Below are 25,213 nucleotides of genomic sequence, written 5' to 3' on the forward strand. Positions count from 1 at the left end.
AAAAGAAAACAGGCAAAACGAGCTTCTTATCATTGGATGAGAAGCTCGTTTTTTTAATGAAACAATCTCAACCATTGCTATCAATCACGCCTCGCTGAAACGAACCGTTCCGAAAGACGATCCACGATCCATACCAGCAAAGCCGTGATACTGACGCCCGCACCTAACAAACATACTCCCCTCCAGCCTGACCAGGCGTACACTTGTGTAGAAATAATGGAACCAACTGCGCTGCCGATGGAATAGAAGATCATATACGATGCAGTTAATCGGCTCTGAGCTTCCGGACGGACTTGATAAATCAGACTTTGATTGGTCACATGTACAGCTTGCACGGCAAGATCAAGCAGGATCACACCCACAACCAGAAACCATAATGAAGTATGTAACAGGCTGGTAGGAATCCAGGACAACACTAAAATGATGAGAGAAATGCCGGTTGTTTTCTGTCCAGAACCATGATCGGCCAGTTTGCCTGCTTTGGCGGCAGCAAGTGCTCCAGCAAGGCCTGCCAAGCCAAAAGCGCCTATAGCAGCGTGGGATAACGATATTGGGGGTGCACTGAGTGGTAACACAATGGCAGTCCACAATATGCTGAAGGCCATAAAAATGAACATGGCTAGTATCCCGCGGATTCGAAGTACATGTAACTCTTTATATAGTCGCAGGGTGGAAGCAAGCAGTTGCAAGTAGCCAAGCTTGGATTGTTTGAACGATCCTTGAGGGAGCATACGCCCCAGCACAAATACACTAATCAGAGTGAGACTGGCTGAAAATAAATATACAGATCTCCAGCCCAACCAGTCATTCATCAAGCCGGCCACAGATCGCGCAAGCAAGATGCCGATGACAATTCCGCTGGTTACCCGGCCTACGATGCTCCCTCGCTGGGAATCGGCTGACAAATGAGCCGCATAAGCAACAAAGGTTTGTGTGATAACGGCTAATAACCCAACCATTGCAATAGCTGCGAATAAAATGGATGATGAAGCAGAAGTTCCTACAACGATTAGAGCGGATGCGGATAAAATCATCTGGATCAGGATCAGTTTTCGGCGGTTGACGAGGTCTCCCAGTGGAACAAGCAGTAAGAGGCCAAGCGCGTAACAAATCTGAGTAATGGTAATCACGAGACCAATGGTTGCAGTGGATAGATGAAATTCGAGTGCGATGGAATCCAATAAGGGTTGCGCATAGTAAATATTCGCTACGGATAGACCGCTACACACAGCAAATACCCATGCTAATGCTCCTGTCATGCTCTGTTTTGTAGAAGATTCCTTGTTTACTTTTTGAATAGAATGTTGCATTTATGACGCATTCCTTTCTTGTTTTCTATTTTGTACTGGTTGGTATATTATTGATGGGATTAACCATATATTTTATCTTTCTGAATGTCAATAGGGCTCCTGATTAGAAAAAGAGGAAATGGTTATTAATTGATTGAGATGCTATGTTTATTGTGGGGGATGGAGGATTGATGATTTAAATACATTTTGACATTTCGAATCACTGCGTTAGTATATAACTATACTGTTCGATAAATAATGGAGGGGTATTGTGGTTAGAAAACGAGAGTTTAACACAGAAGAAGCACTGGATGCTGCTATGCATGTATTTTGGCTTAAAGGGTTCGAGGCAACCTCACTAACGGATTTAACAACGGCAATGGGGATTCAGCGTCCCAGTTTGTATGCAGCCTTTGGAGATAAAATGGAGCTGTTTGAACATGTGCTTCGTAGATACACCAATTCACATGCCGCGCAGATCAGATCTATGCTAGGGCATGGGGAGTCCGTCAGAGAAGCTTTTCGCGCTGTTTTTGACTGGATTACATCTGGGAAGAAGAAAGTTAATGCCAGTCACGGTTGTTTTTGTATCAACACCATGGTTGAACTGGCTCCCCATGATCCCAAATTTGCAGTGTTAACACGTGAGCATCAGATGTATCTGGCGGTTATTTTCAGAGAAACACTCGAAAAAGGTCAACAGAATGGAGAGTTACCAGAGGAGTTAAACGCCGGACTTGTGGCACAAAGTTTAGTTGTTTCGATGATTGGGTTAACTGTGCTAATGAAGGCGGCACCGGATCGTTCGTTCATCGAGCAAAGCATTGAGGCGACGCTATCTGTATTGAATAACAGCGATCATAGAAACGAGCCTCTTATTTTAAAATAAGAAGCTCGTTTTTTGAATGGATACGGCGATAATTGTGTACAAATCCGTTTATCCTCATTTTTAGGAATGGGTATTGTTTATCGGGTTTGACGAGCGAATCATAGCTACACTGGACTCGCGGACAATCAACCGCGGTTCGAACTGGATATGTTCGTACTCTGAAGTACTCATCTCACGAATCCGTTTAAGCAATAACTCCGTTGCGAGCCGAGCGACCTCCTCACCCATGATGGAGACGGAACTGATCTGAGGCGACGACACGGTTGTCCATTGATTGTTATCCACGCCCACCACAGCAACATCCTCGGGTACCCGTACGCCGAGCTCTTTAAAGCGGTTCACAAGTCCGATGGCAACCATATCATTGATTGCATAGACTGCATCCGGCATATGGGTCAAACCGTAGAAGTAATCCGCTGCACTTGCTCCCGTAGCAAGTGAGAAGTCCTCACCGAAGTAAACGAGGGAAATATCCACATGTCCGACAGCCTGCTCGTAAGCACGATAACGCTCCTCGATAATATCTTTGGGGGCTCCGGCATAAGCAATCCGGGTTCTTCCAATCTTAAACAGATGCTCCATAACCAGTTTTCCCTCAGGTTGCGACAAGGAGACGATGTCTGCTTGAATGCCAGGCTCCAATTTTTTTCCGTAGTTAATAATCGAGATGGGAAGAGGGGCTTTGTCAATGAGCCCGGGCAGTGTTTTTGGATAGGCAAGTGGCATGAAAATGAGACCATCAACGTGTAATTTCTTCACATTACGTATTGTTTCAAGTTCTGTTCTGGCATTGCCAGCTGTGTTAATCTGCACAACATGGTACCCGTGCTGCTTCGCGGTCTGCTCAACGGACCAGGAGATTTCGGGAATGATGGCGTTGCGGATATCCGGAACAACAAGTGCAATCTGATACGTTTGCCTGATTTTGAGACTCTGTGCAGAAGTGTTGGGCACAAATCCTAAATCTTCTATGGCACGCATAACCTTTTCTCGTGTTGCACTGCTGATTCCATCCGAATTGTTAATAGCCCGCGATACGGTAGCAATCCCTACACCAGCGCGTTCAGCGACATCCTTAATCGTGATTTTCTGCTCTTTACTCACTTTATCATTGACCTCACTTCATCGGAAACGATTCCGTATTTTAGGCTTATGTATGTATTGCAAAGTATGCATATAACTTGATTATACCATTGCAACATTATAGTATCCCGTAAACAAACAGAAATGGATGTAAATTTATGCATCTTTATGTTTAATTTTCTAATTCATGATTAAAAACAAACGAAATCTTAGACTGATCATCGCGTTTATTTTCTTTATCAGCATAAAATTACAGATTAATCGACGAATTTACTCACGAGATCGACATATTTATGGAGAAAGAGGTTTGACAGGTTATCTCTAATGTGACATATTTAATTTACGGAAACGTTTCCGATATTATATGAATTAATCATTTGGGAGATGAATGAAATGAAAGCATTGCGTTGGCATGGTGTCAAAGATCTTCGTCTGGAACATATTTCTGAACCTCAGATTGAACAGGGTAAAGTGAAAATAAAAGTGGAATGGTGCGGGATCTGTGGTAGCGATCTACATGAATACACAGCTGGACCGATTTTTATACCAGTTCAGGCTCCGCATCCGCTAACAGGGGAAAAAGCACCTGTGGTTATGGGACATGAGTTTTCTGGACAAGTGGTTGAAGTGGGCGAAGGGGTGACTCGTTTTCAGGCAGGTGATCGTGTGGTTGTAGAGCCCATTTATGCATGCGGTCATTGCGAAGCTTGTAAACAGGGCAGATACAATTTATGTGACAAGATGGGATTTCTAGGTCTGGCCGGGGGCGGAGGGGGATTCTCCGAGTATGTAACAGCAGATGAGAAGATGGTTCATGCCATTCCTGATTCCATCTCCTATGAGCAAGGTGCTCTGGTTGAACCTTCTGCAGTAGCTCTGCACGCTGTACGCCAGAGTAAACTGAACGTCGGGGATACGGCAGCGGTATTTGGTGCAGGGCCGATTGGACTGCTGGTGATTGAAGCGCTCAAGGCATCCGGAGCATCGGATATTTATGTTGTGGAACTGTCGCCGGAGCGTAAAGCAAAAGCGAAAGAACTGGGTGCAATTGTGATTGATCCGACCGAGGTTCAAGTGGTTGAAGAGATTCACCAGCGTACGCAAGGGGGAGTCGATGTAGCCTACGAAGTAACAGGTGTACCTCGTGTGCTGCAACAAGCGATTGACTCAACGCGTATTGGTGGCGAACTGATGATTGTAAGCATTTTTGAACAAGAAGCGCCAATGCAACCGAACTCCATTGTGATGAAAGAGCGCACAGTAAACGGAATCATCGGTTATCGCGATGTGTTCCCGGCGGTCATCCGTTTGATGGAGAAAGGATTTTTCCCGGCCGACAAGCTGGTGACCAAACGAATTGTGCTGGATGAGGTTGTAGAACACGGTTTTGAAGCGTTGCTTAAAGAAAAAAATCAGGTGAAAATTTTGGTTAAAGCAGAATAGTTCTTGAAACCTTATAGTAGACCTCTTATCCACGGATACGAGCGTCTACTTTTTTTGCTGAAAAGGGCGAAATTTGTTGCAGTGTACGCACCTTTTACATACTATAAAAAGATACAATTTGTATCTTTTTTGGACGTATGAAAAGTGATTATGTTGAAGGAGGATGCGGATATGCAAAGGAAAGTAACCTGGGCAGCAATTGGGCTGGCTCTTGTCGCCGGAGCAGGCTGGATGCTGATGGGAAACGCCAAACCCAAGACGAACACTCCGGCCATAAGACCTGTGGCTACAGAGCGTGGGGGTGTGCAAGTGTCAAATGCCCCGATTCAATCCGTTGATGTGACAAGCAAACTGGAATTGTTGGGGAGGGCTTTTAACAAATCCCCTTATGCCAACAACGTATGGGACATGCAACAATACAACGGTAAAATCTATCTGGGTCATGGAAATAGCAGCAATACGGGGCCTGCACAAAATGCGGGGCCAATTCCTGTCGTGTACTATGATGCAACGAATGCCGAGTTTCAGACACAGGCGGTGACAAACAGTAATCCGAGCATTATACCCTCAACAAAAATGTACGTGGATGAAGAGCAGATTGATCTCTATAAGGTGTTAAATGGAAAACTGTATATTCCTGGTCATGATTCCGATGGTGAAAGCTGGGACTTTGGCAACTTCTACCGCTTGGACGAAGGGACGTGGACCAAATATCGCAATCTGCCCAAGGGCGTTCATGTCTATGATCTCGCATATTATCAAGGCAAGCTGTTTGCTGCACTTGGCACAGAAACCAAACCCACCGTCTTAATCTCACATAATGATGGGCAAAGTTGGCAGCAGTTTGCAACAATCAACACATTTGGCTTTAGAGCATATACGCTATTCGAAATCCAGGGGAAATTGTATGCCTCCGGAATGATGTACCCCGCCAATAAAATATGGAATGACAAAACGAATATACTGGAGATTAATGAACGTTTGGAAAAGAGAGACGTAGCTATCTACGGTAACAAAATGTTACCCGGGTTGACCTATCAACAAGGTACGGTTCCGTACAATAAAATCGGTAAAAATATTAATTTTAACAATAAGCTGGTGTATATTGCTGGTGGTGTCTTCAATGATAGTCAACTGTTGCCTAAGTCATTGAGTGTGATGACGGATATCAATCAGGCGAGACGTGTCAGTCTGGCAGATGCGAATGCGTTACCAACAGACCTGCTTGTGCGTGATGATAAAGTTTATGTGTTAACGTATACTCGCAAGCAGGCCAATGTCTACGTGAGCAGGGTCTATCAAACCAATGATCTGACAACATGGAATGAAATTTTGCGCTTTACACAGGACACTTATGCCAAGTCATTTGAGGAGCTTGATGGTGATTTTTATTTTGGATTGGGTACAGACCCGGACGTCCTATCGCCCTCATCTGGAAAAATATTACGAGTGAATCGAGTGGATATTCCTGTGAATTCAAATTAAAATATAAGGAAGATTATGGATTATATACTATGCTGCATCCACATTGTTGGTGACCCGGCGATGTGCTGATGATATTCATCGTGCAGAACAATCTGCAGCACCCGAGTCAACGGACAGCGGCTCTTCCGAAGCTGTTCTTTTTTTTGTGGTTCAGTTTCGTGTGAGAAATTTGTTTGAAAATAAAAATAAGAATCTATAAAATGGATAAAGAGAAATATTCATGACAGTCCACAGGCGTATGACCACTGCTTGATGTATCCAAAGCATGTCACATCTCAAGGTAAGTGCGAAATGTAAACTTCCCATTGCAAAGGAGACTAAATCATGAACGTACCTTCATCATTGTTTAAACCGTTCACATCTGACAAACTTACCTTGCCCAATCGAATTGTTATGGCACCGATGACGCGGGGATTTTCACCGAGCGGTGTGCCAGGGCCCGATGTGGCTGACTATTACCGCCTTAGAGCGGCTGGCGGCGTGGGACTTATTATTACAGAAGGCACAGGGATCAACCATCCATCCTCAGTAAGTGGTGAGAACATTCCACTTTTTTATGGAGAAGAAGCGCTGCAAGGATGGGCGAATGTGGTCAAGGCTGTTCACGATGCCGGCGGGAAAATAATGCCTCAGCTCTGGCATGTTGGCACTGCACGGCGCTCTGGAGATTTACCTAATGCAGAGGCTCACCCGGTTAGTCCGTCCGGAATAAGCATGGCTGGTGAAGCGGCTTACGAACCATTAACGGAAGAGGAGATCCAAGAGCTTATACAAGCCTATGCAGAAGCAGCGGCTGATGCGAAGCGTATCGGTTTTGATGGAATTGAGTTACATGGTGCGCATGGATATTTAATTGATCAATTTTTCTGGGCGCAGACGAATCGTAGATCTGACAAGTATGGCGGAGATTTAGTACGCCGGACACAGTTTGCAGTCGAAGTGATCGAAGCATGCCGTGCTGCGGTGGGGCCTGATTTTCCAATTGTACTTCGCTTCTCGCAATGGAAAATGGGCAGTTACGAGGCAAAACTGGTCGAATCGCCAGAGGAGCTGAAACAGTTTTTGGAACCGCTCAGTGCAGCGGGGGTAGATATTTTCCATTGTTCCACACGCCGTTTCTGGCTCCCGGAGTTTGAAGGTTCTGATCTCAATCTTGCCGGCTGGACTCAGAAAATAACAGGCAAACCTGCGATTTCGGTTGGTTCAGTAGGTTTAGAGGCAGAGTTTGTTGAACGTGGCAGTGAAAAGCAAGAAACAGGAGATGCTCATCTTGACTTGCTGGATGATAAGATGAAGAATGGGGAATTCGATCTAATTGCACTTGGACGTGTGCTACTAAGTGATCCCGAATGGCCGCTTAAAGTGCAAGAGGGACATAATGCTGATATCATTCCTTTTACAAGTGAAGTATTGTCCAAGTTGCACTGAGAATTTCATTATATGAAAAATTCAAAATAGTAATACTTAACATGTGATTACATCCATAACAACGGGATAAAAAGGTGTTTAAAATCAACAGCAGAGCCGCCGCAAGGCGGCTTTTTTGTTAATAATTTTTTTCCCCAACAATCATTCTCTTAAACAACGAACTTAATACCTACCATTCGCCAGAAATAAATAATTCATCATATGAAAAATTCACAATAGAAAACGGAAATCCGCATATACACAGAACGTATCCACTATGCTTACTCCCGCCCACTGTTAAAACAGCTATTCATGCCACATTCAGCTACAAAAAGCAAGAATACTTTTCACATCTAAGACCTATTTTGAAAATCATTTACCTTATGGTAAGGTTAGCCTGAACGAATTCCAAAATTTTCAGAACCGATAAGACATAAGGAGGAAGAACATCCTTGAACATGAATAGAAACCTGCGTTTGAAGCGGAATTTCAGATTTGTGCTGGTGCTGTCTGTGATTGCAACTCTGAGCCTTGTACTGGCCGCATGCGGACAAGCTCCAAAGCCTTCAACTGCAACAGGTAACAATAATGGAACAGCATCGGGCCAAAATCAATTACCATCTGGGAATAACGCCGCTGCACCTCAAGATGAAGTACATGAAGAACCTCAGGATGAAACACAGGAAGAGATTGATCCGGTAAAGGAACAGCTTCAGCAACTAACGCTGGAGGAAAAAGTAGGCCAGATGATTCTTGCTGGTGTGCAAGGAACAGCATTGGATGAACAGGCGAAACGAATGATTGCTGACCAGAAGATCGGAGGCATTATTTTTTATGCCAGCAACGTAACAACGCTTCAGGGAACGGCTGCTTTTGTGCAATCGATTAAAGAGGCGAATCAGCAAAACCCGGTTCCCATTCTAATGAGTGTGGATCAAGAGGGCGGTAAGGTAAGTCGCATGCCAGAGGCGGTTGAGTCGATCCCGTCCAATCGAAAAGTAGGCAAAACCAATGATACGAAGCTTGCTGAGGAGATGGGCGCATTGCTGGCGAGACAGATCAAGCTTGCCGGTTTTAATGTTGATTTTGCACCCGTGCTGGATATTAACAGTAATCCCAAAAATCCAGTCATTGGAGATCGTTCCTTCGGCACTACTGCTGACCTGGTTACACGTATGGGGATCGCCGAGATGAAAGGACTTCGTAGTGAAGGGGTCATCCCGGTGGTGAAACATTTTCCAGGCCACGGTGATACTTCCGTCGATTCTCATCTAGACTTGCCTGTGGTGAACAAATCGGAGAAACAGCTTGCAGAGCTGGAGTGGATTCCATTTCAGGCGGCGGTAAAACAACAGGCCGAGGCGGTAATGGTTGCTCATATTTTGTTTCCCAAGCTGGACCCGAATTACCCGGCATCCCTATCAGAAGTGATTATCGGGGATCATCTGCGCGGAAAGTTCAAGTATGACGGTGTAGTGATCACTGATGATCTGAGCATGGGAGCGATCTCGAAAAACTACCCATTGAACAAGGCTGCAATCGCAACGGTTCAGGCCGGAAGTGATATTTTGCTGGTGGCTCATAGTTATGAAAGTGCCAGAACGATTTTTGATACTTTAATTAGCGCAGTGAAGTCAGGCAAAATCAAGGAGTCTCGTATTGACGAGAGTGTGTATCGTATTCTTGCATTGAAACAGCATTTCAAGTTGTCTGACGACCAAAAGGCTACTGGAGATGTGAAGCAGTTAAACGCAGATATTCGAAGCTGGCGCAAGCAAGTCGATGCCCGCTGATCTATCCTGTGTTATGATTTGGCTATAAATAGAGAGACATTTGCCATCATAACAGGTTAGAGGAGAGAGCTTTTCATGTATACCATTATGATTATTGAAGATGATCCCAAAATTGCGGGACTGCTGAAATCACATATCGAGCGTTATGGGGACCGAGCTGTATCCGTTGAGGATTTTGAGAATGTGACGGAACAATTCAAACAGCTTCAGCCTCATGTTGTATTACTGGATATCAACTTGCCGAGCTATGACGGGTTTTACTGGTGCAGGCAGATCCGAACGATATCGACATGTCCGATCCTGTTTATTTCCGCGAGAAGTGGCAAGATGGATCAGGTTATGGCGCTGGAGAACGGGGCTGATGATTATATTACCAAGCCGTTTGAACATGAGATTGTTATGGCTAAAATACGTAGTCAGCTGCGCCGGGTGTATGGAGATTATGCTGCCCGAGATGAAGAACGTAAGGTCGAACTGAACGGACTCGTGGTGTACTTGGAAAGGCTTGAGATTGAACTCGGCGATCGGAAAGTGCAACTCACCAAAAAGGAAACGATTCTACTGGAAACGCTGATGCGTCGCAGTCCAAAGCTGGTCAGTCGGGAAACCATTTTGGAGAAGTTATGGGATGACTCGTTTGTGGATGATAATACCCTTAGCGTTAATATTACCCGGGTACGGAAACGTCTTGCCGAACTAGGCATTACCGATGCGCTGGAAACGGTGAGAGGCTCCGGATACAGGCTGATTAATAACTGGAAAGCGACATCATCGTTATGAAGTTGTTTATTCGAGAACATATCGCTCTGACGTGCTGGGTGTTTGCGATGATGTTCACCGTGGTCGCTGTATTTTGGTACGATGGATACGATCATTGGAAGACGGCGCTATATGCCGTAGGGCTGGGCTTGTTTTTGTATGTCGGTTATCTGGTGTATCGTTACATGTCACATCGAGCCTTTTACACCCGTATGACACAGCCCGTGAATTCGCTGAATGAATTGGTAGCATTACATGAAACGGCGCCGTTATCAGCCTCTTTGGAAAAACTGCTGGATTCCCAGTACGGCCAATATCACGCACATCTGAGCCGGCTCGAACAAAAGCAACAGGAATATCTTACGTTTATGAACCAATGGGTACATCAGATGAAAACACCGTTATCGGTCATTGAGCTGACCGTGGAAGAAGAAGAGGACGATGATGCTCGTTTTCGCAGTATTCGTGAGGAAGCAGATCAGATGCGACGTGGATTGGAAACGGTCCTATATGTCGCAAGGCTGGATACCTTCGAGCAGGACTTCAGCGTGGAACCGGTTGAACTGCGAGCGGTAGGTGAAGAAGCGATTCATGAGTTGAAACGATTTTTCATTCGTAACCATGTGTATCCCGAGATGCAGATTGATGCTTCGCTGGTGGTGCAATCTGATGCAAAGTGGGTTCGATTTGTGCTAGTACAGCTGTTATCCAATGCCATCAAGTATGCTGCAGGCAGTGGACAGAAAGTGCATCTTCGCGCCTACGAAGCGGAGCAGAACGTCATACTGGAAGTTCAGGATCATGGGATTGGCATACCCAAATCAGACCTAAACCGGGTGTTTAGACCCTTTTTCACTGGGGAGAACGGAAGGCATTTTAAGGAATCTACTGGCATGGGGCTTTACATCTCAAAAGAAGTGCTGACACGTATGAATCATCAGATTGAGCTTGAATCGGTATATGGGGAAGGAACGACAGTCCGAATTACCTTTTCGGTTTGAACGCAAGATAATGAATAATTAGACCTGATTTTATATATGAAGTTGAATATGAATTACATGTGAAATAACGACGCCTTTTGCCGTGCTGGGAGGAAGGCGTCTTTTTCTTGCGATTTCTGAGGGGGACGGAACCTTACAATATTGTCATGTTGGTGAAAGGTTAACCCATAGGAGAATGAGTGAAGTTTCGGGTAGACTGTAGTCAGAAGGTTAGCGAAGAAGATAAGTACTTAGAAGTTAAAATTAGACGTTAATCGTTAAAGGAGTTGTACGTATGGAGATATGTTCTGTCAAACAGATCAGTAAAATTTATAAAGGGATTGTATCCTATGAAGCCTTGTCAGGGATTGATCTTAGTATCCAAGAGGGAGAGTTTGTGGGTATTATGGGGCCGTCCGGTAGTGGCAAAACAACATTGCTGAACATGATTTCAACCATTGATCATCCGACATCAGGAGAATTGCGAATTGCGGGTCAGAATCCATTTGATCTGGGAGCAGATCAGCTGGCTTTGTTCCGGCGTAGAGAATTAGGCTTTGTCTTTCAATCCTTCAACCTGCTTAACACACTGACGGTGAAGGAAAATATCGTGCTCCCATTAACACTAGACGGTATTTCCGTTCGGGAGATGAATGCGCGAGTTGTGGAGCTTGCTAACAAATTAGGCATTGAAGGCATTTTAAACAAACGCACGTATGAAATATCGGGCGGACAGGCACAGCGGACAGCGATCGCTCGAGCGTTAATCCATTCTCCCAAGCTGATTCTGGCGGATGAGCCGACGGGTAATCTGGATTCCAAGGCTGCCAAGGATGTGATGGAGATTCTTGAACAGCGCAATCGAGAGGATCAGGCGACGATGTTGCTCGTAACCCACGATGCTGTGGCAGCTAGTTACTGTAGCCGAGTGGTCTTCATTAAGGATGGTCAGTTATATAACGAAATTCATTACGGTGATAACCGCGCGGCCTTCTATCAAAAGATTATAAACGTATTATCCCTGATGGGAGGCTCTGGACATGAATTTTCGCCAGTTCGCCATTAATAACGTTGTTCGAAACAAACGAATTTATCTGGCTCATTTTCTAAGCAGTACGTTCTCGGTTATGATCTTTTTTATCTATGCGTTGCTGCTGTTCCACCCGGATTTACAAGATGGTTTGAAAGGTTCTTCCCAGACGGTGACGGTGCTTGCCAACCAAGGCCTGATGATTGCTGAAATCATCATTTTCATATTCTCTTTCCTGTTTCTGCTGTATTCGGTCGGTTCATTTCTGAAGACTCGGAAGAAGGAGTTTGGTATCTTCCTGATCATCGGCATGACTCGTAAGCAGATGAACCGACTTTTATTTATGGAAAATATGTGTATCGGCGTAGCTTCCATCGTGGCGGGGATAGGACTTGGACTGATCTTCGGTAAATTAGTTTTGCTCATTTGCGGTTCCATGCTTGCGGTGGAGAACAGTCTGAGATTTTATTTTCCGCTCAAAGGCATTCTGCTGACAGCCGGAGCGTTTCTGGTGCTTTTTGTGGTGATTGCTCTGTCTTCCTCATTGCTTATTCGTAAGGGAACGTTGATTGAGCTCGTGAAGTCAGAGGAAAAACCAAAACCTGAACCTAAGGCATCCCCGCTGCTCTCGCTGCTCTCGGTTGTACTGATTGGTGGAGGGTATACAGGTGTATTTATCTTCGCGTGGGGATCATATATTTTCCCTTTATTGTTTGGCAGTGTGCTCAGCGTAATTGCAGGTACGTATCTTCTGTTCACTCAGCTGAGTGTATATGTCATTCGGGCATTGAAAAAGAAAGAAGGATTGTTTTACCGCAAGACCAATCTGCTCTTTCTGTCCGAGCTTACCTATCGCATGAAAGATAACGCCGTGATGTTTTTTATGGTCAGTGTTATCTCGGCTTCTGCGTTTACGGGCATTGGCAGCATGCTGACTATAGGTGATCCAAGGCTGTCTTCCATGACGAATCCATATGCTTTTACGTATACAAATTCAGGCTTTACGGATTCTGCGGTCGTTGATCGTCAGATCCAAAAAATTGAAGAGACGCTGGTTAATCGCGAAGTTCCATATGTAAAAGGTAGTTACCAGCCTCTCTATGAGAACAATAACAACTACATCGTAAAACTGAGTTCATATAACCGTCTTGCCAAAGCACTTGGTTATGAAGAACGGGTGCTGGATCGCAATGATCTGGCGTTTAATACAGCACCCAATATTACTGCACGCAATAAACTGTTAGATACGAAAAAGGACAGTTACCCATACTCCGCCGACTTGTATGTTGGTGAACAGCAGCATTTACAAATGCAGATGTTGCCACCGGCAACCGATATCGTGATTCCGATGGAGGGTGAGGCGGGCGTCTACGTTGTTTCTGATGACCTGTATTCCAAGATTCGAGAAGCATACATTGCAGAGATTAAGATGGATGTTGATTTTTACTCTGATCAGACGACATTTTTTGTGGTAAAAGACTGGATGTCGACACGCAGTTTTGCTTCGGAATTGCTGGATACGATTGAGAAAGACCGTCCGGAGAAGGGGTATGTTGATTTCAATTCTCTAGTCGTAGACTGGCTAAATAATAAACAAACCAATGGCATCATTCTCATCGTAAGCGGATTGATCGGTATTGTGTTCTTCACCTTCGCGGCGAGCTTCACCTATTTCAGGCTGTATGCAGATCTGGAGCGAGATGAGGCACAGTATCGCATGATTGGTAAAATGGGGCTTAGCCGCCCGGAGCTACGCAAAATTGTAACAAGACAGCTCGTGCTGATGTTTTTCCTGCCGCTTCTCGTGGCTTTGATTCACAGTACAGTTGCATTTACGGCGCTGTATCAGATGGTTCAGTTTTCGATTCTAGATCATAGCCTTGGCGTATTTATGGTGTTTGTCACGATGCAACTTATCTTCTTTGCCATAGTACGCTGGCGCTATCTGCGTCATATGTATTCGAAGCTCGTGTAAATTAGCAGTGCACCTTATACATTTCACTGCATTTTATCAGCCTTGGCCTGTAGGTCAGGGTTTTCTTTTTTAGTTAAGAAAGATTTAAGATAGAGGAATTAGCAGGAATGAAGGGATTTGATATATAGTAAATATTAATATATAGAGAAAAGAATAATTCAAAGCTGAAGAACGGCGATAAATCTATTGTTTAAAGGTAATGCATTTGTCCGGTTCAGCATTGCACTGGCCCTGATTTTGGTTAATATCTATTTATTATCCTGTGTGAGCACGCCTAGAGGGCAGAAATGTAACTGTGCGTAAACCGTGGTAGAATAGAAGGGATAACATTCATACTTAGAACAACAAAAAAAGATCATAAGGAGAGGAACTTATGTCTGAAATCATTGAAAAAACTGTAACCGAAGCGGAATATATTGCACCTCCAGCGATTCAGCTTGGAACCATTCATATTTCTAACGATGTCGTGTCCAAAATTGTGGGCATGGCCGCGCAAACCACTCCAGGAGTGTCTTCCATGTCTGTTGGGCTGACGGAAGGTCTCGCCAAGAGCATCAGCGGTAAAAGTCTGCAAAAAGGAATTGACGTTCATATTCAGAATGATGAAGCGTCCATTCAATTGCGCATTAATGTGCAATATGGCCGCAAGATGCACGAGGTCTGCCAGGAACTGCAACATAACGTACAGCAAGCGGTGGAGCAGATGGCAGGCGTAATCGTGAAAGAAGTTAAAGTGCAGGTTGTCGGCATTGCCATGCCTGAGAACGTGTAAATCGTATAATTTTTTTAATAGGTAAGCACCTTCCTAAGATGGGTTCATGGGGAAGGTGCTGTTTTGTGTTTGCGATAGAAGGTGGGAGCTTCACCCAGCACTTTTTTGAACATTTTGGAGAAAAGAAGTTGGTCTGTATATCCGACGGAACGGGCAATATCCCCGATACTCAGGCTAAGATCGAGCGTCAGCTCGGCTGCTCTGCGCATACGATAATGGACGAGATAAGATTGAATGCTGCTTCCGATCTGATCTTTGAAGAGTGAACACAGATAACTTCGCTGCAAGCCGATGTGGGAGGCGATGGACTGCACTGTAATGGCGTTGGCATAGTTCATCTCGATAAAATCAATCACTTGGGTTACATATGTTTCTTTGCCGTATTCTGCAGTGGGCTGAACGTTCTCGTCATGCGAATGATCAATCAGAATGGCAAAAAACTGATAGAGCCATCCGGTCATACTAATCTCCCAGCCTTTATGAGCCGTGCGAGAATGGACGATCCGGTGCAGACATGAGCGCATCTCATCGTCTTCTTCACCGAGATCAAAAATGGGGTGCTGTTCCGATAAAGAGGCTTGTTGTAAAAAGGAAGCACTATGCGTGCCCTGAAATGCAACCCAGCTATACTCCCATGGATCATCTTGATCAGCTTTATAATGTACCACGGAATGTGGCACGATCAGGAAGCCTTGCCCCTTACGTAGTTGATAAGTCTTCCCTGCAACTTCAAACGTGCCTTTGCCGTTCAGGACATAGTGAATTTTATAGTAATCTCTCATTGCTGGACCAAAGTGGTGCCCCGGTGTGCAGGCTTCAGTACCATAATGAAGGAGCTGCAACTCCTGAAAATGCGTGTTTTTGAACATATACGTAATCATTACGTCCACCCCTGTGAGAATCAATTGATTCTTGCATTTTAACATATATAGAATTGTAATTGGTACTTAAATTGAAGTATAAGTTTAGCTATAACGATCATTTTTACATATCAATGTAGTGATAAACCATATCGTTTATGCAGAAAAATGACTAAGATAAAAGAGTATTAACGGCTGGGCTTAACCTACTTTACAGAAAAGAGTGAATTCACGATGCCTTATATTGCAAATGAACAACGTTATGATGATATGAGCTATTCTCGCTCAGGCAAATCGGGAATTAAGCTTCCACAGATTGCACTGGGATTATGGCAGAATTTTGGCGGCAATCGCACACTGGATATTCAGGAAGAAATGATTTTACGCGCGTTCGATCTCGGTATTAATCATTTTGATCTGGCGAATAACTATGGGCCACCTCCAGGGTCAGCAGAAGAGAACTTTGGCGTGATCTACCACAAACATCTGCGTCCTTACCGGGATGAGCTGCTGATCTCTTCTAAGGCAGGGTACCATATGTGGAGCGGCCCTTACGGCGAGTGGGGTTCCCGTAAAAATTTGATTGCCAGTCTCGACCAGAGCTTGAGCCGAATGGGACTGGACTATGTAGACATTTTCTATCATCATCGTCCAGATCCAGACACGCCACTGGAAGAAACGATGACAGCGCTGGATCACATCGTAAGGCAAGGTAAGGCATTATATGTGGGCTTGTCCAACTATAATGCACAACAGACGCAGGAAGCAGTGAAGATTCTGCGCCGGCTCGGAACACCTTGTCTTGTTCACCAGCCGAATTACTCCATGCTGAATCGCTGGATTGAAGATGGTCTGCAAGATGTGCTGCACGAGCAGGGTGTAGGTTCTATCGCGTTTTGCCCGCTCGGGCGGGGTCAGTTGACGAACAAATACGTGGACAAAATCAAAGCGGAACGGGCGAATCATACAGGTAATTTGAAAAAGGAATCCTATACCGACGAACGTATCGCGAAATTTGAAGCGCTGCAAGCCGTGGCAGAACGAAGAGGACAGACGATTTCACAACTTGCACTCAACTGGGTATTACGTGGTAACCGTGTAACGTCTGCATTGATCGGAGCCAGCCGAGTATCACAGATTGAAGAAAATGTTGCTGCGCTGAAGGCTCCTGAATTAACAACCGCAGACCTGAGTGAGATCGATACGATTTTGGACGGCATTGGCAATATTCCTTGGTAAACCGCTTTTTATAAGTAATGTTTTACAATGAGTACCTTTTCTCTATCTATATAGGGGAGAGGTGCTTTTTGTGTTGTGATGGGAAGAACTGGCGTATAGAGTAGCATAAGGTTTATACTGGAATGATTCGTTATTAGGTTATCAGATGAACAAGAAAGGGAGATGCATCATGGAGTTTTATCGATTTGATCAAGAAAGTGACCTTTAAATAATCACGAATAGAATGAGAAAGTCGCGTTCTTATGATAAAAAGGTTGCTGTTCATAGTACCTGGTCTTAGGATTTGATGTATAATATAAAGACGTTATATAAATGAACTATTTTTTACACATAAACGGAGAGGACAGAAAAAACCTGGAGAAGCGAAGCTAAAGCTTTCTGTAAGAAAGCTACATCGTAAGCATAAGCTTGCCTTTATCACCGGATATTCCCTTTAGAAAAGGGAATCAAAAAAATCTGGGGATAACAGCGATTGGAAGGTTATTCTGTCATCGGAGTGTCTGTGTAAACCTGTTCAATTTATATATATTTGAATGATAAAGGAGAGGCTCCATTTGAATTTTGAACAGTGGATTGCGCCTGAAAACTATAACCTGACATCCGAGATGGAGAATCACCCGTCAGATCGGATTGCACTTAGATGGCTCAGCGATCAGAAAGAAGTAGAAGAGATTACGTACGGTGATTTATTAAAGCAGGCGAACCGTCTGGCTGGAGGACTGCGTGAACTTGGTTTGGCGAAAGGAGATCGGGTGCTGGTCATGGTACCACGCCGGATTATCGCTTATGTGATATATATTGCATGTCTGAAACTTGGCATTGCTGTGATTCCATCTTCGGAGATGTTACGTGCGAAAGATTTGGAATACCGTCTGCGGCATTCATCGGCGAAGGCAGTCATTGTATGGTCTGAGACTACATCAGAAGTGGAGAAAATGGATTCCGACCTGCCAGCGCTTGCTCATCGTATCGTTGCATCACCTAACGAAGACCATACTATTCCTGGAGAAGGCTGGGTTAACGTACATCAATTGATGCAGAATCAGCCGGATGAAATGGCTGCTGTTCAGACGCACCGTGATGATATGGCCATTCTTGCGTATACTTCGGGCACGACGGGTAATCCAAAGGGCGTTGTACATAGCCACGGTTGGGGTTATGCACATCTGCGGATTGCATCCACGTTATGGCTGGATATTCAGCCGACGGATACGGTGTGGGCAACAGCAGCACCTGGATGGCAAAAATGGATCTGGAGCCCGTTCCTGTCGGTACTCGGAAGAGGGGCAACAGGTTTGGTATACAACGGCTCATTCCAGCCAAAGCGTTACCTGGAGTTGATGCAGGCGCATCAGATTAACGTGCTCTGCTGTACACCGACGGAATACCGCCTGATGGCAAAAACGGATGATCTCGGACATTATGATTTATCCCATCTTCGTAGCGCTGTATCGGCGGGAGAACCGCTGAATCAGGAAGTCATTGAAATCTTCCAGCGCCATTTCGATCTCACCATCCGTGATGGTTACGGACAGACGGAAAGCACGCTGTTAATTGGCAGTTTGAAGGATGCGCCTGTGCGCATAGGTTCGATGGGTCAGTCCATTACCCCGGGATTGATCGAGATTATCGGTGAAGATGGACAACCTCTACCTGCTGGGGAGGTTGGAGATATTGCTGTGCATCAAGACATGCCAGCGCTGTTCCGTGCTTATTATCAGGACGAGGGTCGCAAGGAAGCGAACCAGCGCGGGGAGTATTTTGTCACAGGTGACCGGGCAAGCAAAGACGAAGAAGGGTACTTCTGGTTTGAAGGCCGCAGTGATGATATTATCATCAGTTCGGGATATACCATTGGGCCGTTTGAGGTGGAAGAAGCGCTCATGAAACATGCGAGTGTGAAAGAGTGTGCTGTCGTTGCAAGTCCGGATGAAATTCGGGGCAACATTGTCAAAGCTTTTGTTGTGCTCCGAGACCCTTCCCAGGCTTCATCGGAACTCGCGCATGAACTGCAAAGACATGTGAAGGAATGGACAGCACCTTACAAATATCCACGCAAAATTGAATTTGTAACGGATCTACCCAAGACCAACTCAGGTAAAATTCGCCGCATTGAACTCCGTGAACAGGAAAAACGCAACGGTTAGTTTGCGGACTATGTATAGAGTGATATAGAGGCTAAAGATGAAATAACATTTTTGATTGATGAAGTTTGAGAATACAGCAATTTGAAATCTTACCGAAGCAGGAGTGAACCTAACATGAGCTCGTTTGAACAATCTTTTGCAACATCATTGGAACAATACGCTGAACTGGTCGTCAAGGTTGGTGTGAATATCCAGAAGGGACAAGACCTACTGGTAACAGCACCGATTGAAACATTGGAGTTTACACGTCTAATCGCCCAAAAAGCTTACGCGGCCGGAGCTAACTATGTACAAGTCGATTTCGAGGACGATAATATTACACGTAGCCGGTTTGAGCATGGTTCGTATGATAGCTTTGACTATTATCCGAAGTGGAAGGGCGACATGATGGAACGTTTCGCCGAAGCTGGAGGAGCAACACTGACAATTAAAGTTCCTGACCCAGACTTGTACAACGGAATCGAAGCGACCAAAGTATCCCGTGCAACCAAAGCGGCAGCAGAGGCACGCAAAGGATATTCCAAATATACACGTAACCATGACATCAGCTGGTGTCTGATCAAAGCGCCAACCAAAGCTTGGGCCAATAAAGTGTTTGCCGACATTCCTGAGGAAGATCGCATCAACGTGATGTGGGATACCATCTTCAAGATGAATCGTGTGGACGGCGGAGATGCTGTACAGAACTGGAAAGAGCATATTGAGACGTTGAACAAAATGAGTGAGTTACTCAATCAGAAAAATTATAAGAGTTTGCACTATCGTGCACCAGGTACGGATCTGAAAATTGAACTGGTAGACAACCACATCTGGGGCGGTGGCGGCAGTGAAAACAAACAAGGGGTCTACACCGTCGCGAATATGCCGACAGAAGAGGTATTTACGATGCCGAAGCGTAGCGGTGTGAACGGTTATGTTAGTAGTACGATGCCGCTGAATCTGAACGGACAGCTGGTAGATCAGATGCGAATTACATTTAAAGATGGTCAGGTTGTTGCGTATACAGCGGCTTCTGGCGAAGAGCATCTGAAGAACCTGTTTGCGACAGACGATGGGGCTCGTTACTTGGGAGAAGTGGCGCTTGTGCCGCATGATTCGCCAATCTCGAATCTGAATCGTATTTTCTATAATACGGGCATTGATGAGAATGCATCCTGCCATCTGGCTGTCGGAAGTGCGTATCCGTTCAACATGAAGGGCGGCACATCGATGTCGAATGAAGAACTGTTGAAACATGAATGCAATGTAAGCCTGACACATGTCGATTTCATGATTGGTTCTGCGGAACTGGACATCGACGGTGAGTTACAGGACGGTACGATTGAGCCGGTATTCCGCAAAGGAAACTGGGCATTTTAATATGAAATGCATAGTCTGTTAACGATGAAAGTATAAGTGCAATTCTAGTGTAGTCAAATCAATAACAGATGCAACGTAGAAAAGTGACTTCAATGGAAGTCACTTTTCTGTTTATATTCAGTCATTAGGGAGCATATAAGACTAAGTCTGGGATAAAACATGTAAAGTGTAAATTACCTTAATCTGTTGTTAGAGGAATACATAGCTCGCATAAATGTTGAGCCAGCAGTTGAGGACGATATCTTTCGAAAACAGGTTTGGTATCCATACGATAGCCCTGCAATTGTAATTGCGAGATTATTTCATTCCAAGCTTTCTGAATATCCTCAGCCGTATGTGGAATCGTGATTATGAGGTAGTTTCCACCCTGGAAGCTTCCTAAGCTAATGTTGAGATGAGGTTCTTTTTCAAGTTTAAAATCATCCCTAATTACAATGCACGCATCGTATCTACAATGCTCCGGAGGTGTTGATTCAGGATTATCTTGAGGAATACCATACAGAACGGCGTCTTCTTTCAGTAGTTCTTTCTGCGCGGCCCATTGTTTCAGCTTTTCCATTGTCTGGATGTTCGAGGGGCCATAAGGTCCAGTTTGACGTACATAAGCAATACTGACGGGGGCAAGATGTTCTAGACACATGTTTTTCTTTTCCATAATCATTATCTCCTTTTTGAATATATTGCTTACTTGAAGTATGCTAACATGTTATAAAAAAAAATACATAATATTTTTCGGCAAATTTGATATAACATTGATTCAGTAGAGGACTCAGCACAGAAATGATAGTCTGGTAGCATTGTAAACCACCCAAAGAACTCATAAAATAGGCATGATACGACATTTACATAGTGAACGTGTGAAATTGACTAGGGAGGAGAATGGATGATGAATATGGATGGAATGGATATTACAAACGCCTTTACAGATGAACTTTTCAAGCAATACATATTAGCGAATTATTGTGATCAACGGGGTTATATTCGGGCACAGGATGTGAGTGAAGTGGAGACCCTGGAGCTTCCCAGAGTAGGTATGAAAAATCTTCAAGGCATTGAATATTTCACGGAACTCAAGGTGCTCGATTGCACATATAATGCGTTGATCAGTCTGAATGTTGAACATAATCTGAAGTTGAGAACGTTATTATGCAGAGAAAATCAAATTGTTGAGCTGAAGTTGAACTCCAATACAGAGCTTGACACATTAGATTGTAGCTTTAATTGTTTGCGTAAACTGGAACTTTCGCAGAATCATAAGCTGATAACGATTGAATGTAACTGGAATTTGCTCTCTGAACTGAAAGTAGGGCATCTAAAGCAATTGCAAAGACTCGCATGCAGCTACAACACACTTTTCTCACTGGATATGGTAAGTAATGAGCACCTAACTTATTTGGATTGTTCGAGCAATGATCTTATTGAGCTTGATGTCACTGGCTGTCCTGCTTTACTGGAGCTTCGCTGTCATCACAATCAACTTAAAAGTCTGGATCTCCGTTCCAATTACCGTCTGGAAAGTGTGCGTTGTTTCAATAATCATATTCGTGAACTGGATTTACGTAATAATACCGAACTTGTGGAACTATATTGTTCTGAAAATAAGTTAAAATCACTTGACGTAAGCTGTAATTCCAAGATGGAGCGCATGCAGTACGGTGATAATCTCATCATTGAACCGGATCATGAAGTCCCAGGCATGGGTACATTTCAATATGATAATGAAACGACGATATATCATATGAATTTGCAGGAGGAAGGAAGGGAACTGCGAGTTACGGCACAAATTTCAACGAAGGCCGGTATGGATGCATTGTCCGCTTCTTTCGAAGCTGCTTGGGAACAATGGCATGTCCTGCGAGAACGGGCGCTTCATATGATTGGTAACGCTCATCCAGACGAGGATGTAAATACTTTGGCGCTGGCAGATATAGAATTTCAAGCAGATGGCATTTTAAAGTTGGGATTTGATGCTGGCGATACGCCAGCCGGGCAGCTCTATATCTATGCTGAATTCGATAGCGATCTCCAGATCTCGGATGAGTTAATATATGAAACGTATTGAAGCAACGGAATGTTAAGAAGGCTATTAATAAGGCATTCAGTAATTGATTAAGTTTTACACACGAAAAAGCCACGAAGTCGAAGTCGTGGCTTTTAAAGCACTTTTATTTTAGGAAAAAGATCGGGTAACAGTTATTCGGCATTCATTTTATTAAAGCTAACATATTCATGAATGGGTTTACGATACCCGCGCGGACGCTGTTTGGATTCTGATTTTTTGCCAATGGTAATCATCATCGCAGGTACATAATGATCCGGAATGCCCAGACTTTGCTGCAGTTCCTCAGCGTTAAATCCAATCATCGGACAAGTGTCCCAGCCACGATCCTGAGCGATTAACATGAATTGCATCGCTGATAAGCTGGCGTTACGGATGGCATCCTCACGTTGGAAAAATCTGCCGCGAGTTTCGTAGAATTCAATAACGCTCTGTGATTCCTGCTCGTATTGAAACGGTGTCATTGCGCCCAAGTTAAGCAATCCTTCGTTGATCGTGCGAATATGATGATGTGCGTTGACATCCCCTAACACGATGATGACCGCAGAAGCTGTTTTCACTTTATACTGCTGAGAAGCCTGATATACTTTCTCTTTCTGAGCTTCATCGGTCAATACAAGATAATGAGTGTGTTGCAGGTTAAACGCGGATGGCGCAAATTTGTTCAAAGCAAACATTTCTTCCAGTTCGGACTCTGAAATTTCAATTCCCTCTTCAAAAATAACAGCAGATCTTCGGTTTTTAATCAATTGGTCCAGTTCGCTCATGTTGTTTACCTCACTTATGTATAGTTTGCTTGCTTATAAAGTGAATATAACATACTTAATTACTTTATGTAAGTATTATTTTTGAATAAGACAAGATATGCTCGCCATACGCTAGTAGAAAACAGCAGAGGTGAGTCATGAGATCATTCATCCTCAGATTAAAATCAGCTTGGCGGCATCGTGAGTTCCAGGTTTATGTCTTTGAATCCTCTGCCCTTAAAAAGTTTGTGGTGGTGGAGATCATACTGGGTTACATTGTATACAAAACAGCCTTTTATCTGAGCCACAACGATTTACTGGCAGGGGCAAGTTCCTGGGCGGGTACCGAAGGTGTAAAACGGTTGCCTGTTTTGATTCGGCGTATTGCTGGAGTCTAAAAAATGTTGAATAGTTGATCTGTAACCGTGTGGGATACGTGACTGCAATCAAGAACACTTTCTCAGAATACATTGGTGCACAGATGCTTTCCTGGAACTATAGCTATCTTGTAATTTATATGGAGAAGGGGCGAGTGTGCCCCGTTCTCCAGGTATCGATCTGCAAATGAAGAGGTTGAGTTACTAAGCTGCTTGCCGACCGAGAGCTTATTTTGCACGTTCCAAATATTGCTCCAAAGTTAATTTTTGGCTAGTAATCTCGCCAGCAATGTAGACACCAACATAACGGACATGCCAAGGCTCATATGAATATCCGGTTAACTTCTCTTGATCTTTGCCATAACGGATAATAAAACCGTATTTGTGGGCATTGGCTTTCAGCCATTTGCCTTCTTTGGTGTTGCCAAAACTTTGCTGAAGATCATAACCTGCCGAAGCGCTGGAAATGTCCATGGCGAGTCCGGTTTGATGTTCGCTCTGTCCTGGACGAGCACTTGTTTTGTTAGCAACAGCTTCGCCTTTGATGCTGGCATTACGGTCAAAGATTGCTTTTTGCGTAGCATATGAACGGTAGCCGGATACAGCTTTGATATCGATACCATCCTTTTTCGCGGCGGCAAACAATTTCTCCATTGCTGTTGCTGCGACTTTACGCATCTGTTTCTTCGGACTTGAGCCGGAGAAGCTGAATGGGATGTTAGGAACGACCAGATCTTTCGGCTCGTAAGTGGATGGTAAGTTTCTTTTTTTATTCACAAGCACAACGGTGCTGGATAGATTAGTCACGGTAGCAACGCCTTTGCTAGATGTCGTAATGGTACGGCTTGGTGCGTTATCTTTCAGAAATTGAGAGAAGCTTGAGCTTGCCGCAGAGGCAACCGGGTTAAAGATTTGGTTGATTGGAAGTGTAGTAAACGCTGTGCTCGCAAGCACTGAGCCAACCAGAAGTGTCGATATGATGGATTTGCGAGTAAATGATGACATGATGGGAATTCCCCCTTGGAATATATTAATCTATAAACCAAGTATACTGGAGGATTATGTCCATAGGTTCTCCAAATGTTTCCGACTTGTAAACAAAGTTTGCTAGAATCTATTTTATTGGAAAATTAGATGAAAGTTCGAATATCGCATATTTCAGGATGAAGGTCCTAGAAAATCGGTTGGTACCGGGCAAAAGAAGCTGGAAGGAGAAATGTAAACGGTGGGGGAGTAAGGAAAAAGATGAAAGTGAGTAAAGACATAAAGAACTTAAAGAGCACAAAGTAAAGAGCATAAAGGGAATAAACAGGGAGGGCCAAGTTATTCATCAGCAAATTCAAGGCACAAGCAAGTAAAACAATTTAAGCGAGTAACTCCAGGCTTTTATCAAGCAAGCTGTAAAAAATCTAACGATCACCAGAGTGCTTATTCTACGAAAAAAGCCCATTTTTATAATCAAATACTGCTTTCAGGTTAAATAACGTTACTGGTGATCGTTGCTATGAACGTTTTAGTCAA

At 44.2% G+C, this 25,213-nt stretch carries 21 protein-coding genes; 15 read left to right on the forward strand and 6 right to left on the reverse strand.

What is annotated here, in order from left to right:
- Window positions 1–80: 80 nt before the first annotated feature.
- Window positions 81–1,310 (reverse strand): MFS transporter, encoded by a 1,230-nt coding sequence (locus H7T88_RS25910; protein ID WP_221791165.1) that lies wholly within the window; start codon window positions 1,308–1,310, stop codon window positions 81–83.
- Window positions 1,311–1,560: 250 nt separating this feature from the next.
- Here H7T88_RS25910 and H7T88_RS25915 point away from each other — a divergent pair, with 250 nt between their 5' ends.
- Window positions 1,561–2,178 (forward strand): TetR/AcrR family transcriptional regulator, encoded by a 618-nt coding sequence (locus H7T88_RS25915; RefSeq protein WP_221791167.1) that lies wholly within the window; start codon window positions 1,561–1,563, stop codon window positions 2,176–2,178.
- A 60-nt stretch (window positions 2,179–2,238) separates the two neighbouring features.
- Here H7T88_RS25915 and H7T88_RS25920 read toward each other — a convergent pair whose 3' ends face one another.
- Window positions 2,239–3,282 (reverse strand): LacI family DNA-binding transcriptional regulator, encoded by a 1,044-nt coding sequence (locus tag H7T88_RS25920; RefSeq protein WP_221791169.1) that lies wholly within the window; start codon window positions 3,280–3,282, stop codon window positions 2,239–2,241.
- 372 nt (window positions 3,283–3,654) lie between these two features.
- Here H7T88_RS25920 and H7T88_RS25925 point away from each other — a divergent pair, with 372 nt between their 5' ends.
- From H7T88_RS25925 to H7T88_RS25965, 9 genes are all read left to right on the forward strand, one after another.
- Window positions 3,655–4,704, forward strand: a complete 1,050-nt coding sequence (locus tag H7T88_RS25925) for a 2,3-butanediol dehydrogenase (protein WP_221791171.1) — start codon at window positions 3,655–3,657, stop codon at window positions 4,702–4,704.
- A gap of 171 nt (window positions 4,705–4,875) precedes the next feature.
- The gene (locus tag H7T88_RS25930) at window positions 4,876–6,189 is read left to right on the forward strand and encodes a Kelch repeat-containing protein (protein ID WP_221791173.1); all 1,314 of its coding nucleotides are present in this window, start codon (window positions 4,876–4,878) and stop codon (window positions 6,187–6,189) included.
- A gap of 324 nt (window positions 6,190–6,513) precedes the next feature.
- Window positions 6,514–7,617: an NADH:flavin oxidoreductase gene (locus H7T88_RS25935; RefSeq protein WP_221791176.1), complete on the forward strand. Its 1,104-nt coding sequence runs from the start codon at window positions 6,514–6,516 to the stop codon at window positions 7,615–7,617.
- Between the two features lie 437 nt (window positions 7,618–8,054).
- The gene (gene nagZ / locus H7T88_RS25940; protein WP_260511154.1) at window positions 8,055–9,389 is read left to right on the forward strand and encodes a beta-N-acetylhexosaminidase; all 1,335 of its coding nucleotides are present in this window, start codon (window positions 8,055–8,057) and stop codon (window positions 9,387–9,389) included.
- 75 nt (window positions 9,390–9,464) lie between these two features.
- Window positions 9,465–10,169 (forward strand): response regulator transcription factor, encoded by a 705-nt coding sequence (locus tag H7T88_RS25945; protein ID WP_221791178.1) that lies wholly within the window; start codon window positions 9,465–9,467, stop codon window positions 10,167–10,169.
- Window positions 10,166–11,149, forward strand: coding sequence for a sensor histidine kinase (locus H7T88_RS25950; protein ID WP_221791180.1), 984 nt, complete (start codon window positions 10,166–10,168; stop codon window positions 11,147–11,149). Before H7T88_RS25945 ends, H7T88_RS25950 begins: the two co-directional genes overlap by 4 nt.
- Before the next feature lie 274 nt (window positions 11,150–11,423).
- Entirely contained in the window at window positions 11,424–12,194 is a 771-nt protein-coding gene (locus H7T88_RS25955; RefSeq protein WP_090923984.1) for an ABC transporter ATP-binding protein, read from the forward strand.
- On the forward strand, window positions 12,169–14,133 hold the full coding sequence (locus tag H7T88_RS25960) for an FtsX-like permease family protein (protein ID WP_221791182.1): 1,965 nt from the start codon (window positions 12,169–12,171) through the stop codon (window positions 14,131–14,133). Before H7T88_RS25955 ends, H7T88_RS25960 begins: the two co-directional genes overlap by 26 nt.
- Window positions 14,134–14,506: 373 nt before the next feature.
- Window positions 14,507–14,905: an Asp23/Gls24 family envelope stress response protein gene (locus H7T88_RS25965; RefSeq protein WP_090923986.1), complete on the forward strand. Its 399-nt coding sequence runs from the start codon at window positions 14,507–14,509 to the stop codon at window positions 14,903–14,905.
- Window positions 14,906–14,949: 44 nt separating this feature from the next.
- On the opposite strand, the gene H7T88_RS25970 is transcribed toward H7T88_RS25965, so the two are convergent.
- Window positions 14,950–15,786, reverse strand: coding sequence for an AraC family transcriptional regulator (locus H7T88_RS25970; protein ID WP_221791184.1), 837 nt, complete (start codon window positions 15,784–15,786; stop codon window positions 14,950–14,952).
- 213 nt (window positions 15,787–15,999) lie between these two features.
- Between H7T88_RS25970 and H7T88_RS25975 the strand changes: the two genes are divergently transcribed.
- The 3 genes from H7T88_RS25975 to H7T88_RS25985 all read left to right on the forward strand — a co-directional run bounded on the left by H7T88_RS25975 (window position 16,000) and on the right by H7T88_RS25985 (window position 20,510).
- Window positions 16,000–17,004, forward strand: a complete 1,005-nt coding sequence (locus H7T88_RS25975) for an aldo/keto reductase (protein ID WP_221791186.1) — start codon at window positions 16,000–16,002, stop codon at window positions 17,002–17,004.
- Window positions 17,005–17,537: 533 nt separating this feature from the next.
- Window positions 17,538–19,151: an acyl-CoA synthetase MbcS gene (mbcS, locus tag H7T88_RS25980; protein ID WP_221791188.1), complete on the forward strand. Its 1,614-nt coding sequence runs from the start codon at window positions 17,538–17,540 to the stop codon at window positions 19,149–19,151.
- A 114-nt stretch (window positions 19,152–19,265) separates the two neighbouring features.
- On the forward strand, window positions 19,266–20,510 hold the full coding sequence (locus H7T88_RS25985) for an aminopeptidase (protein ID WP_221791190.1): 1,245 nt from the start codon (window positions 19,266–19,268) through the stop codon (window positions 20,508–20,510).
- Between the two features lie 178 nt (window positions 20,511–20,688).
- On the opposite strand, the gene H7T88_RS25990 is transcribed toward H7T88_RS25985, so the two are convergent.
- The gene (locus tag H7T88_RS25990) at window positions 20,689–21,165 is read right to left on the reverse strand and encodes an AraC family transcriptional regulator (protein WP_260511151.1); all 477 of its coding nucleotides are present in this window, start codon (window positions 21,163–21,165) and stop codon (window positions 20,689–20,691) included.
- Window positions 21,166–21,393: 228 nt separating this feature from the next.
- Here H7T88_RS25990 and H7T88_RS25995 point away from each other — a divergent pair, with 228 nt between their 5' ends.
- On the forward strand, window positions 21,394–22,572 hold the full coding sequence (locus tag H7T88_RS25995) for a leucine-rich repeat domain-containing protein (protein WP_260511152.1): 1,179 nt from the start codon (window positions 21,394–21,396) through the stop codon (window positions 22,570–22,572).
- Window positions 22,573–22,703: 131 nt separating this feature from the next.
- Here H7T88_RS25995 and H7T88_RS26000 read toward each other — a convergent pair whose 3' ends face one another.
- Window positions 22,704–23,336, reverse strand: a complete 633-nt coding sequence (locus tag H7T88_RS26000; protein WP_221791192.1) for a nitroreductase family protein — start codon at window positions 23,334–23,336, stop codon at window positions 22,704–22,706.
- Window positions 23,337–23,473: 137 nt separating this feature from the next.
- On the opposite strand from H7T88_RS26000, the gene H7T88_RS26005 reads away from it, so the two are divergent.
- On the forward strand, window positions 23,474–23,713 hold the full coding sequence (locus tag H7T88_RS26005) for a hypothetical protein (protein ID WP_154889456.1): 240 nt from the start codon (window positions 23,474–23,476) through the stop codon (window positions 23,711–23,713).
- Window positions 23,714–23,920: 207 nt separating this feature from the next.
- Here the strand turns inward: H7T88_RS26005 and H7T88_RS26010 are convergent, their stop codons facing one another.
- The gene (locus H7T88_RS26010; RefSeq protein WP_221791195.1) at window positions 23,921–24,697 is read right to left on the reverse strand and encodes a M15 family metallopeptidase; all 777 of its coding nucleotides are present in this window, start codon (window positions 24,695–24,697) and stop codon (window positions 23,921–23,923) included.
- Window positions 24,698–25,213: the final 516 nt, after the last annotated feature.

Origin of the sequence: Paenibacillus cucumis (ex Kampfer et al. 2016) (assembly GCF_019748695.1) — a bacterium.
Classification (GTDB): Bacteria; Bacillota; Bacilli; order Paenibacillales; family Paenibacillaceae; genus Paenibacillus; species Paenibacillus polysaccharolyticus.